This is a genomic window from Candidatus Cryosericum hinesii (assembly GCF_003570985.1).
GTDB classification, from domain to species: domain Bacteria; phylum Caldisericota; class Caldisericia; order Cryosericales; family Cryosericaceae; genus Cryosericum; species Cryosericum hinesii.
This window is the reverse complement of record NZ_QXIW01000031.1, coordinates 53,321-66,040: the sequence shown is the minus strand read 5'-3', so window position 1 is coordinate 66,040 and position 12,720 is coordinate 53,321. Positions and strand designations below refer to the sequence as shown.

The window sequence follows — 12,720 nt, the reverse complement described above, 5'->3', positions numbered from 1 at the left end:
TCAGTGATCCTGACCGGAGTTACGCTGTTTCTTATGACCGCCGCAACTTCGCCATCCATGTTGCCAGTTCGTTCCAAAAAACCGTGTTCGTCCCCCAAATTCCCGATTCGTTGCCGATTTCCCTGATTCGCGATGACGCATCTGTCCGACTGACGTTCTTGCCATTCCTGCTCGAAAACTGTCCTCAAGTTGTCGTCAGTTCGGACAGATTGTCAGCACTCTGCGCCTTGAGTAATGTCGTGTAATTCTAAATGCCCTACGCAACCATGCGGGTTTGCGGACCCGCAATTACACGACTTTAGTCGCAGATACTAGTGGCGGTGAATGGTGGGGTCAGAGATTGCATCAGAGTCCATGGTGATGACGACTTGTTCCTTCAAGTAGCGTCTGCACGTCGCCCAGGTTAGTCAAAACATCACTACCGTATTATATTTATTGTAGAAGGTACGATCGTGCTGCGAGCCGTATGGATCTTGGATACATCCGTCGCACTGATTGAGAGCACCTGTAGGAGGGCGCACAGTATGACAACAACGAAATCGCGAATCTGTTCGACGACCGCAGCATTCCTGACCGTTCTGCTTGCCATAGTTCTACTGGCAGGTTGCAAGCCGAGAACCGTTGGAACAGTTGATGTTCCCGTTGAGGTCGATCTGGAAACGCAGTTACTTAATGGTGGGGCTCTCTACGGTGACAGTATACCTGCTTTCATCCAGAATGGGACGACTCCAGACACTACGGACTTTTCGGCCACGGTGAAGGTCATGAGTATTGAGGGCACCAGGACAATTCGTGGCGAAATAACTTCGCCAACGGATTTGTGGTCGCAAGATCCAGAACATGCCACTGTTGTCTTCTATCTCTGCCAGCCACTCTCGTCCAAGGCCAACAAGCTCTCCGACGGAAGCATTGTGTATGGCGGAGACGGGTATCCCAAGATTGTTGCCGGACAGTCGTATGACGTCATCGGAGTCCTTCAGCCTGGATGGCAGGACTACCCGTATGTCTATGTTCCAAGCGCACTTGAGTTCAAGCAAGCGTGTGTGGAAACAGCCGCGCAAACAGCCGCCGATGCGAGCAACAAACAGATACTCATGACGGCTGCACGTTCCTTTGCTGATCAGGCAGAAACGACAAAGGGTTATCACGCGACCGCCGACCCCGTCATCACCTTCAGAAGCAAGCAGATTCAAGCGGGCAAAATGGAAGTCAGGATGGGCATCAGTATAATGGATGCCCCGGACAATGGGTCCCCGGACGCTGAGCCGATGGTTGCCGGAGAACTCCAGTACCTTCATGACCATGCCACCACGCTCTCCGCTGCCTCCAGGAAAGCAGTTGAAGACGACATTGCCGACTGGCGCAGATCTGTCAATTCGGCTGTAACCACGTCGGCCGAAGTGCTTTACATGATCAAAGTTGCCGCTGATGTGGATGCTGCTGGAATCATCAATGTCAATACTCTTCAAGTATATGCGGATGAGGGAACACAAGCCCGGCCGAGTGACTTTGTTCCTGCGGCCACCTTCCTCGATGACGTGCGCTCGATCAGAGCAACCGTTGCTCAAGCCTCTACGAAAGCTGAGTTTCTGGCCTCGGCCGCATCCGAGAGGTCCGACGACAACCTCACATCCTATGAGAACGTGGAGTTGTTCACGCCAGACGGAATGACTTTGAGGTACAGGGCACTGGACTGGCGCAACAAGAATGATACTACAGGCAAGGTATGGCGTACGATTGATGCATCTCTTGGAACGCTGGATGCGGCAAATCCGTCTGCCATTCAATATTGTGGCGGATTTGCCTATTTCACGCTGAGAGATGACGTATCCCACATATATTCCTGTAGCCAGACATCGAAGCCCACCGTCGTCCTTACCGTTGCCGGCAGCATAGGCATGTTCTCCATCTCTCCGGACAGGCGCTTTGCTGCCGTCGCCATGAAAAAAGCCGGGAGCGCCAGTCCAGGATGGGCCAAGACACTGGACCTCTGGTCGCTCGAAGACAAGAAGATCATTTCTACGATCAAAGCCGACGATCGCACGGGCTACTACGACCTGAGCCCGGAATGGGGAGATCAGGGTTGGTGGGTCGTAGCACATATGTCGCAAAGCCAATCCCCTGTCTTGACCTACATATTTACGTCATACACGCATTTCATGCCGGCTGCCTCAGGCTTCGTCCAGGCTTCCTTCGACAGCAATTCTCCCGACCATGTATCGGTCACGCGATATGAGGCCAAGACAGCCATTCCTCTCGAGAACGAGGCTGGTAACATTGGCGTTGCTTTTGATCCGACAACCAACACTGTAGCATATGGTAGCTGGGACAACCTACTTGATGCTGGAACGGTTGCACCGAAGCTGTTCCTGTACGATATTATCACTGGAAACACTCACGGCATCGGTTCGCTTCCTCTCACCACATTGCCACCTGTGTGGATCGGTCCGGACGCGCTCGAATATAGCACGACCTTGGGACTGCGCGGCACCAGTACTTCGAACTGGGTCACGCTGTATAACGTGCTAAAGCCTCGCTGATGCGATGAGATCATCCCGTTGCGACGCCGAACCAATATGGCACGCGTACATGCTTGTCGCGTTGCATCGATAGAGGGTGCCTGTTGGTGGGCCCATAGCATGAAGACAATGCAATTTCACAAAATAAGTATCGGAACCAGACTCACCATGGTTGTGCTCTGCTGGTTCGCTGTTCTGATGGCGTTTGGCATCCCCGCTGGAATCATACGCAGCTACACAATGTGGAAATACGCAGCCTATCTGGCGTACTTTGGGTCTCCCGTTCTCGCAACAATCATTCTGGTCATCGCTTTGCGGCACTATCCTGCCTCGCGACTGTTTCTCAAGGGATTCGTTGCTGTCATTCTTGTGGCGACGGCCCTTGCGGGAGGATTCTACCACTGTGCGACCATAGCCAGCCACGGCAGTCTTCTGAAGGCCATTGAACTCGCCGCTAGAACCTCCACAGGCATCTCCTCCTCCTTCCCCTCGTTCTATCCCACACAGCTGCCCATCTCCAAGTTCAACGCAGCATTCTACTACCTCCTGGGAATGATCTACTCCCCATGGATGTCACTTGCGAGAGTCATTCCGGTAGGGTATCTCCTGTACCTTGCGGCTATGCCCTGGCCATACTTGGTGTTGCTTATGCTCATCACTCCACGCTTTCTCGCCATGCCAGTTTTCTGGCTGCTGATGTTCCTGGGCATCCCGTATGTCGTGCCTCAACGAGCGTGGGTGTGGATGAAAACTGTGGCGGCACGTGTCTACTCGGGAATCAAGGAGAACAGAAATTGGTAACACGCGGCTCACTCTGGCGTCAGCCAAAACATCTCCACCGCGTTACACTTGTAGTGGAGGGTACGATCTCCGCTGCGATGCCGTGCTGATACGGTGCGCTGACGGTTGGATGACCAGGTTCCTATCCACCAGTCTCGTCGAACGTACGTGTTGGAGGTGCATAGTATGAGAACAACCAAATCACGATCCTGTTCAATCGTTGCGATGATTATGAGCGCTCTGCTTGCTGTGATTCTTGTAGCGGGTTGCTCACCGAGAGTCACTGGAACGATTGATGTTCCAGTCGGAGATGACTTGACAACCACGGCTGTGGAGGGAACGGTTGTGTCACCCTATGGAAACACCGTTGCTCTGTCGATCTTCAAGGGAGAAGGAAAGTACCCTGCGAATTTCTCTCTCACCATGACAGTTCGTGAAGTTCTTGATACAAGGACTATCAGAGGGGAGATTATGCCTCCTATTCCATTTGGGGAGCTGCAGCCGGGAAACAAAGTATTCCTCTATCTCTGTGTTCCTTTGTCGGAGAAGGCGGACAAGCTTTCCAACGGTACGATAGTGTACAAGGGCGACGGATATCCGCAGATCGTCGTCGGAGGGAAATACGATGTAACCGGAGTCCTCCAGCCAGGTTGGCAAGATTACCCTTTTGTCTACGTTACTACTGCAAGTCAGTTCAAGCAAGCTTCGGCGGGGAACTAAGGTAGTGGAGAGAATGATCTCCGCTGCGACACTGTACGACTACGGTGCGTTGACGGCGCCACACTCGATCAGAAATACTCTCAGACGACGCCCCGCCCCTGTCTCTCTTGTTTTGCCTCCTCCAGTGACTACAATTCGTTGATGAGGCTACACGAGTGCTTGAAATTGGCGGCGGCGTTGACGCTCTGCTAGCTGGTGCCGAAGGGAGCAGCTAGGCACATGGAAAGGCAAAAGACAGCACGACATAGACAAAATACTGGTAATAGGAGTGAGGAGTGCTCTATGGGAATGAAAGAAGAGTTTCTTAGCAAGAAGTTCAGTTTTCCTGGCAGTTTTTTGGAGCAGAGAGACAGAAGTCTCTTACTGACGAGCATAATAGCAGAAAGAAAGGTCTTCTTGTCAAAGAAAGTCCTAACCTATAGGTGTAGAATAAAAGTAAACGACAGTGAAAAGAAGGTCTATTTTTTTGAGATCCTGGATGAAAGAGGTTCTGGTATGACTATGGGAAGTGGAGATGATGAAACATTTTCAACTCCAGGATTTGGGTTCAAGGTGGAGAAATACAATACCAAAAATGGTACCAGAAGAGGAACAATAGAAGAAGAATCTGTTTTATTTGGAAAGAATTATACCTATAGCTTCAATTGGAATGAAGTAAAAGACTTTGCAACAGAAACCGCCAATAAATTTGGTTACCAAATAGAGTTTGTTCTGGATGAAGGAGCTCTGCAAAAGAAATAGTAACTACGGAAAAAGAAACAAAACAATGATTGAGACCATAGAGAAGCTCTATGGCTAGACTGTGACACCGCACTAATGCGTAGAGTTCACTTCACCAGCTAATTGCCCGCAAGCTCCGCTGATATCACTTCCAAAGCTGGCTCTGCGGGTCCAGGCAATCTCCCTTTTGGTCAGGATCTCTTCGAATGCTCTCAAAGCCGCCAGGCTTGGGGATCGGAATCTGTCCCAGTGGCCATCACTGTCTTTGGTGGGATTGTAGATGATCAGGTTCACCACGCTCAGGCGAAGAATCTCCCCGTAAGCATGGATGAGATCGGCCAAGGCGTCAGCCTGTCGAGGACTGTCGTTTATCCCCCCGAGAAGCAGGTACTCGATCATGAGTCGTCTGTTGTTTTTTGCGACATACGCATCGAGAGCGGGCATCAACTTCTCCAAAGGATACGTCTTGTTGATGGGCATCAACCGGGAACGCAAGGCATTGTCGGGAGCGTGCAGGGAAATCGCCAGATTGATCTGCCAGTCTTCAGCTCCAAAACGTTCAATACCCGGAATAATACCGCTCGTAGAAACCGAGATGCGTCGTTGTCCCAGATTGAAGCCATCTTTGTCGTTCAACAGCAGAATGGCCTTCTTGACATTGTCGTAGTTGAGAAAAGGTTCCCCCATGCCCATGAACACAACGTTGGTGACCTTTTCTCCTTTGGCTTTCAGCTCGCGGGAAAAGGACAGCACCTGTTCAGCGATCTCAGACGGAGAGAGAACTCGCTTGAAACCCAAGTGTCCAGTAGCGCAGAAAGAACAATCAATCTGGCAGCCGGCCTCGGTGGAGACGCACACCGTGCGACTGCCGTCTCCGTGTTTGATGAGAACACTCTCTATGGCGAGATCGTCGCGCGTGAAGAACAAGTTCTTACCTGAACCATCAAGGGACTTCTGTTCCGTCTTGAGGATGAGTTCGTTGAAAGGCAAGAGCCGATTCAAATCCTGCCTCAATGCTATGGGTATATTCTCGATGGCATCAAACCCTTCCTTGAGGTCTCGGTACATGGCCAGCTTGATCTGCTTGAAACGATACGCAGGTTGTCCCAGCTCTTCTAAGGTGGTTTGAAGTTTATCCAAGTCCATACGTTAACTATAGCCCACTTTCGCAGATTCTTTGAGGTGTTTGTGCAGAGGACGTGGAGTCAGACGGGAGGCCTCACGTCCGTTCGAACCTGAAGCCTCTTCTGAAGATGTACAGGATGAGCAGGATGTGTAGTGCTGCAAATGGGAGCGTGATGAGGAGGATGTTCCAGTAGCCGCCGATGACGGCAAAGAGCACATTGCAGACATGGAAACCGATCAATATCATCAGGACCGGGTAGTCTTCGCGCAGCGATAGCCCTTTCTTCATCTTGCCTCGCCAGATGACCATCACCATTATAAAGAGCGTGAATGCGAAGCAGAGCATGATGACTTCCGTGATTCCACCCTTCTTGAAGATGGGCGCCAGCCACAGCAGGAAACTTGAAAGTGGGCTTACCAGAACACCAAGCGAAAGCAGCATGGCAAGAGGCGGATACACGAAGCCGATCGTGGCATTGTATCCGGTTTTCTTGTGCCACCACCGTCCCAGCACGAGCAAAGCAGCTGCGAAGCCGCACAGCAAGAACCAGCCCGTGAAGTTGTAGATGGGGATATTGTGGATCCGAATGTCAGCGGCACCGGGGTACCATGTCCATCGCCCGATTGTGCCCTCATGGGTGGCGAACCTCTGGCTGACCGCGAGCGGATCGAGCGAGAAATCGGTCAATACTCCCATCACACCGACAAAGATCGGCTTGCACCATGTTGGTATCTTCATCGCATCTGCCAGCCTCAGCCCACTGTAGACGACCAGGTACTCCATGACAGGTACCGAGGCCGGCACGTTGAAGATCATCAGGACCGAACGGCCGTAGCCATACCAGCCCATCAGTGTTGCGAAGTTCTCGAAGACGGCTGCGTAGAACAGCACGAAACAGATAAACTCCAGGATCACGGACACCGGGTGCTTCTCATGCCTGATGATGAACACCACCGTTATGGTGGCCACAAGGTACACAATGATATCCTGGACTATCCAGGTGGGAATGAACGTAAATGTGCCCATGCCAGCCTCCTCAGCCCGTCATTCGATTCGCTGCCAGCGGTCTGCCAAAGACGCTCTTCCTGCTTTGTTGTACTCCGACGCTTTGACCCCTGGCAGACAAACCGACCGGTTGGTCTGATTATCGCCGGACGGAGGAGAAGGTCAAGCCCGCCAATGGCGTGAAATGGGACAGTAAAGTTCTGGCATTTCGGACCTTCTGTCCTGCCGATTAGCAAAAACATCACTAACGCGTTACACTCGTGGTGGAGGGTATGATCTCCGCTGCGACGCCATATGGATATGGTGCGCTGACGGCTTGGTGACCGAGTTTCAGGCCACCCATCTTGTTGAGAGCACATGTTGGAGGCGCATAGCATGAAGACACTGACATCACGATCCTTTTCGATAATTGCCACGTTCATGAGCATTCTGCTTGCCGTGGTTCTTATGGCAGTGGGTTGTGCGCCTACCCGAGATCAACTGCCGACAAAAGATCAACTCCTTGGCAGAATCATGTCCGCCGACAACTACAGCGTCGAGTTTCTTCGGGGTGAGATCACGAAGTTGCAGGGAGACATGGGCATATTGACAGCCTCGACCGGATACATGACACCACTCACGAGGAGTCAGTTGGCAGGGTCCATTGCAGGACGCTTTGAAACGATGGCCAACATCGGCATAGCAGCGATGCCACTGAATGAGAAGGATCTAGGGTTTGATTCTGTTGATTCGAAGGAAATCCAGGCAGCACGACTCATGACCGATGTGTGTCTGGCCTGTTCCGAGGCGCCCCATGAACCGATCGCCAGCGTTCAGGACATTGCCGGACGCGTCTCCCAGAAGGGGACGTTGACACCACAGGATTCCACCTATCTGCAGAATCTCTCCCTCAATCTGAAGAAGGCATCCGACCTCATTGGGAGATATGTCACCGAGACGGATTCCTCTGCTCGCACGGTAATAGTGGAGCAGGTAGCCGAGGTCTGCACCCAACTGAAGGGCCAGTAGACCATGAACGACGATAGGATTCTGGAGCCGCGGGAAATGGAAGATATCCGGTCGAAAACATCGCAGCGACGCATACGAGGCTGGCTCACTGTATGTGGTGATGCGCGCATGCTGATTCCATGGATGGCGTTCGCGATTGTTGCTGACACCCTGCGGTTGAAGGTCCTGAGCCGTGGCGACCTGCTGCAGCACCACCAAGGGAACGTGTAGACTCATGTCACCATGGCAATGGGAGACGGGGGACGGGTAGCTTCAGCAAAAATCCCGTATTCGCGTTGTTCTAGTGGAACGAGGAATCAATTGCGGCACGGCTCTGGTGATTGGGCCCCATCCAGCATTGGGTCAAGAGGGGAAGACGGAGGACAAGAAGTGAACACAAACAAACGATCACAGAAGCGCCCATGGATCATTGCGGGACTGCTTGTACTGGCGCTGCTCAGTACTGCCATAGCTGGATGTAAGAAGTCAACAGTACCGGGTTCTGGCAACAGCACAACGTCGGGCACTGTCAATAGTACCTTTGTCGATGTAGGCGGCCTCCTTGTGGCACCCGCAGGAGTCGCTGCGTCATACCCAACTGAAGAGCTGAACATGGGCAACGACTCTGGCGACGGCCTGCCGCAATTCCTGGACGGGATAATCTACACGTTCACGTACCGCGATAGAAGCGACGGCGACCAAGACACGTGGACCACAGCCTGGGACCAGGCGACGGGCAAAAAACTGTGGTCTGTGTGTACCAACGCACGCACATGGACCGACACTCCTCTCTATTCGAGTGGCAACCATCTCTTCTACGTCAGCTCAGTGCTCACCTTTGACACCAAACTGAACGCAAATACGGCATCCGTATCCATAGTCTGTCTTGACAAGGCAACCGGCGCCACGATCTGGAAGAACGACATGTTTACCGCTTCACCTTTCTTCTTTGAGGCCAACAGCGAAATTGCCATGCACATTAGCAAGCAAAACGGTCTTGCAGACAGACTATACGTTGTCGGCGAACTGGTCGCGGCAGTGCCTCTTCCTGATCCCAGTGCTACGACAGTGCCAGATATGACGCCCAAAACATCCAATCCTGGCATCTACATCCTTGATGGGGCCGACGGAAAGTTACTCGGTCACATGGATTTGCCTGCGCTTACATTGTCTAATGGTAGCGGAGAGTTACTGTGTGATGGCGCAACACTGTATGCGAGCATCCCTGAATCTACGGAAGCTGAGTACCCCGCCCAGAAGTCTTCTCTTGTAGCTTTTGACCTCACGACGAACAAGATACTGTGGCAAGAGAGCATCGATGGAGAAGGCAGTAACCTTGTCAAGCAGAAAGACATGTTGGTCTTTGTACGCAATGCCAGGTCTTCCGATCCTTGGATCGACGTGTGGCAGATTGGTAATAACGGGGCAGCAAGGCTCTGGACTCGCAAAGTTGACGCAACGTTCGAAATTAGATCGTTTACTCCCTTTGCCATCGATAATACGCACGTCTATCTTCAGGGGAGCGAAGGAGAACTTATGGCTCTTGACCTTGGCACCGGCAAGGAAATGTGGAACTATCGGTTTGCACCGACCAAGGGTTCTGTTTTAGATGGCCCGAATACGATAAAATCAATTGATACATATCCGGCCATGACGTTGACGACGACCAGAGATGTTCTGTATGTACAAGACGGCGGTGGACTTGTAGCAGCACTTGACCCAACCACTGGCAAGAGACTGTGGGACAAACGTATCTCTAATCTGCAGATTGGAGAGAAGTCCACCAGCGGAATGTTCGTATTTCAGCCCGTAGACAAGGGATTCTATATCATCACTTCAAATGGCAACGTCAATATGTGGAAGTAAAGGTACATGATGAGAGCCAGAAATAGCGCAGACCGTGGTCTCCAATACGACGCGCTGACAGCTCTGGTGATCAGGTTCCTATCCACCAATCTTGTTGAAAGTACGTGTTGGGGGGTATAGTGAGAAGAAACAAGAAGCTAACTGCAATCGTCATCTGGGTGTCTTTGTCGATCATATTCGTCGGCATATGCTTGTACTTTTTCTTGCTTCTCCCTGAAAGAACTACGACGCTTACCGGTTCTTCTGTGCACTGGAAAGCGGAGGACGTTGTTCATGTGCAAAAGCTAGACAAAGATTTTCGCACAAGCTCCTTCGATGAGCTCAAAGTATGGTGGACCGGCACTCCGGGCAAGTTCACGGATGTACAGTATGAGCTCACCGGATTGCATGGAATGATTACGAAAGGAAACGGTGCGTCCGGACCGTTCAATCCATGGGTGACGCATAACACGAACATCCTTCTCTCCGAGCCACAACTTGCATATGGTTTGATCCTTACCATCACCTGGAACGGTGGCACTGAAACCCTGCACCTGCAGAGGTAATAGATGTTGCTCTTGTTAGAATGGTACGCTGGAGGCGCATAGCATGAATATTAACGGATTGGTCAGGTTTATCGTTGTAGGCATGGTGGTGCTGCTTGTCATCTCTGTTGGCATGTATTTTTTGTTTAAACCGTCCACAACGTCTCCCCCGAATGAAGCAGACATCAACGCGATCTACCGGGTTGTTGGCGAGTTCGGCGCGCGCCTCAAGGATGTGGGTCTGATCGCCCCCGACCAGGACGTGATTACCGCGATGGACTTCAACTTGAAACAGCTCATTACTGACCGGCTCTATCAGGCGTTCGTTCAGGACACGTCGAGGATCCCAGGAAGGGCTGCGTCAAGCAGCCCATGGCCGGAAGGCATTGAGATTGTCTCCGTACAGAGGCTGGATAACGGGTCTTACGCGGTGGTTGGAAACCAAATCATGATGGACAGCGATGCACTGGCACACGGCGGCAATGCAGGAGAGACACCCATCACGCTCACACTCAAGAAGGTCAATGGCACATGGCTTGTTGATGACGTGACATGACAACTCTTCCTGCACGAGATCTGCGGTTGGAGGCATGAAATGAGAAGGGGCTCACGTACGGTATTGGTTCTAGCTCTGGTCGCAGCGATTGGACTTGCGACTGGCTGCGCCCCGAAGACCGCTGTGAGGGATGTCCAAGTCCACATAATGAGGTACGTGACCCCCAACCTGCCCATGGATACGCCGGCACCTGACTATGACGCGGTTCCCCTCGTGTGGGATATTGGACAGAATACGGTCACAAACTCTCAGACGCCTGTTGTGCACGTGAACGGCAAGTATTCTACCTATCCGCTGCACTGGTTCACTGGTGCACCCCTTCTCGCTGTTCAGGTCTGGGACTACAGTAGCAACAAGCCGCTTCTCACGGCAACATCAGACAACGCTCAAATCCTTGTGCCGCCCGAAGGAACACAGCATTCCTCTTCCGCTTATCTAAGCCCGGGCCTTTCCCGTTGGTACGCTCCAAAAGAGAACGCTTTTGTCACCGTTCCACATGAACTTGTCCCTCTTTCCTCACAAAAGACGCTGGACGGCCTGACCATCCCGATCATAGAGTCTCCCCTCGCTACTGAGTCCCAAGCACAGACCCTGACTGTGCCGGTTCCTTCTGGACTGTCACAGCTTACCGTTGTGTACGGAAGCGGGAGCACAAACAGCGGATTTGTCTTGGCCGTGGGATGGAAAGGCAGAGTGACAATCTCTCTCTTGCTTCTCCGCATGAACAACGGGAAAGCAACGTGGGTACAGTGCACCGATACGACTGGGCACGGGACAGACCTTATCGAAGGGCAGAGCGCAAATTTTGCGCGCATTGGTCCGCTCCTCTACTTCACGCATGCGCATGGAAAGATCTACTGCGTTGACACGTCAGCAGCCGCGTCCTCGGTGACAGTTCCAGAGAAGATAAATACGCTTCTTGAGAAGCTCCGTCGTGAAGGACCAACCACTATACAAGCACCGCTCCAGGCTTCACTGGCCAGTGATGGCGGCATACTGATCATTGGGTATCCGGATGTTACCTGGGACACCACCATGTACTATGCCATATCTGCTTCGGGAGAAGTCATCGGCAACCTTTATGCTGACGCAACTTCAATCACCAGCTTTGATGGTCAAGGACACCGTGGAACACCTGTTCCCGTCGATAACGCACGGGATGTCCTGTCCTTTCCCTCCGTCGATTTGTTCGAGAACCATACGACCCTTACGGGGACATCAACGGGCAGTGCCGATGAGCAGGTGTTTCTCACTGCCGCGCGTTCCTTTGCTGAACAGGCAGAGGCAGCGGGGGATCATCACCTGACTGCTGAGCCTGTCATCACGGTCGCCAGCAAACAGGTTAAGTCAGGCAAGATGGAAGTTATGATGCTCCTCGGAACACTGAATGCCATGAATAGCGGTGATCCCGATACACAACCGATAATCGTTGGAGAGCTTCAGTATCTTCGTGATCACGGCGCCGAACTATCTGCTGCTGCCAGGAAGGCTGTTGAAGATGACATCTCGGAGTGGCGCAACACCATTGAATCCGCCATGAACACACCCACGGAGACAAACTATATGATCAAGGTTGTTGCCGATGTCGACCAGGCCGGTACGGTCGATGCCGGCTCTCTTCAAGTATACGCGGATGAAGGACCGCCACGGGGATACGCTTGGGTTCTTGCAACTCAGTACTTCAAGAACATTCGTTCTGCCTGGGTTACTGTTGCACAAGCCTATGCCGATGCCGAATCCATAGCTGCGGCTGCAAAGGTTCCATAGTATCCACAGCCGCTCTGAGTCCATGGAGCTTCACTGTGTTTTGTAGTGGGAGGTATGATCTCCGCTGCGCTGCCAAGCCGATATGGCGCACTGACGGCTCGGTGACCGGGTTCCTGTCCACCAGTCTTATTGAAAGCACGCGTTCGAGGT

General features: G+C 52.3%; 12 protein-coding genes. 10 read left to right on the top strand and 2 right to left on the bottom strand.

The window, feature by feature from the left end; all coding sequences use genetic code 11:
• Positions 1-524 precede the first annotated feature (524 nt).
• The 4 genes from SMC3_RS06875 to SMC3_RS06860 all read left to right on the top strand — a co-directional run bounded on the left by SMC3_RS06875 (position 525) and on the right by SMC3_RS06860 (position 4,760).
• Positions 525-2,540 (top strand): hypothetical protein, encoded by a 2,016-nt coding sequence (locus SMC3_RS06875; RefSeq protein ID WP_119089961.1) that lies wholly within the window; start codon positions 525-527, stop codon positions 2,538-2,540.
• Between the two features lie 99 nt (positions 2,541-2,639).
• Complete coding sequence (locus SMC3_RS06870) at positions 2,640-3,320, top strand: hypothetical protein (RefSeq protein WP_119088209.1); 681 nt, start codon at positions 2,640-2,642, stop codon at positions 3,318-3,320.
• 165 nt (positions 3,321-3,485) lie between these two features.
• Positions 3,486-4,019, top strand: coding sequence for a hypothetical protein (locus tag SMC3_RS06865; RefSeq protein ID WP_119088210.1), 534 nt, complete (start codon positions 3,486-3,488; stop codon positions 4,017-4,019).
• A 282-nt stretch (positions 4,020-4,301) separates the two neighbouring features.
• Positions 4,302-4,760, top strand: coding sequence for a ribonucleoside-triphosphate reductase (locus SMC3_RS06860; RefSeq protein WP_119088211.1), 459 nt, complete (start codon positions 4,302-4,304; stop codon positions 4,758-4,760).
• Between the two features lie 72 nt (positions 4,761-4,832).
• On the opposite strand, the gene rlmN is transcribed toward SMC3_RS06860, so the two are convergent.
• Together rlmN and SMC3_RS06850 are read right to left on the bottom strand one after the other, a co-directional pair.
• Positions 4,833-5,885 (bottom strand): 23S rRNA (adenine(2503)-C(2))-methyltransferase RlmN, encoded by a 1,053-nt coding sequence (gene rlmN / locus SMC3_RS06855; protein ID WP_119088212.1) that lies wholly within the window; start codon positions 5,883-5,885, stop codon positions 4,833-4,835.
• 73 nt (positions 5,886-5,958) lie between these two features.
• Positions 5,959-6,891, bottom strand: coding sequence for a carotenoid biosynthesis protein (locus SMC3_RS06850; RefSeq protein WP_119088213.1), 933 nt, complete (start codon positions 6,889-6,891; stop codon positions 5,959-5,961).
• A 354-nt stretch (positions 6,892-7,245) separates the two neighbouring features.
• Here SMC3_RS06850 and SMC3_RS06845 point away from each other — a divergent pair, with 354 nt between their 5' ends.
• The 6 genes from SMC3_RS06845 to SMC3_RS06825 all read left to right on the top strand — a co-directional run bounded on the left by SMC3_RS06845 (position 7,246) and on the right by SMC3_RS06825 (position 12,570).
• Positions 7,246-7,878: a hypothetical protein gene (locus SMC3_RS06845; RefSeq protein ID WP_119089960.1), complete on the top strand. Its 633-nt coding sequence runs from the start codon at positions 7,246-7,248 to the stop codon at positions 7,876-7,878.
• A gap of 3 nt (positions 7,879-7,881) precedes the next feature.
• Positions 7,882-8,088, top strand: a complete 207-nt coding sequence (locus tag SMC3_RS09290) for a hypothetical protein (RefSeq protein ID WP_126850806.1) — start codon at positions 7,882-7,884, stop codon at positions 8,086-8,088.
• A gap of 159 nt (positions 8,089-8,247) precedes the next feature.
• Entirely contained in the window at positions 8,248-9,723 is a 1,476-nt protein-coding gene (locus SMC3_RS06840) for a PQQ-binding-like beta-propeller repeat protein (RefSeq protein WP_165846652.1), read from the top strand.
• Positions 9,724-9,842: 119 nt separating this feature from the next.
• The gene (locus SMC3_RS06835; protein WP_119088216.1) at positions 9,843-10,268 is read left to right on the top strand and encodes a hypothetical protein; all 426 of its coding nucleotides are present in this window, start codon (positions 9,843-9,845) and stop codon (positions 10,266-10,268) included.
• A gap of 43 nt (positions 10,269-10,311) precedes the next feature.
• Positions 10,312-10,803, top strand: a complete 492-nt coding sequence (locus tag SMC3_RS06830) for a hypothetical protein (RefSeq protein ID WP_119088217.1) — start codon at positions 10,312-10,314, stop codon at positions 10,801-10,803.
• Positions 10,804-10,842: 39 nt separating this feature from the next.
• Entirely contained in the window at positions 10,843-12,570 is a 1,728-nt protein-coding gene (locus SMC3_RS06825; RefSeq protein ID WP_119088218.1) for a hypothetical protein, read from the top strand.
• Positions 12,571-12,720: the final 150 nt, after the last annotated feature.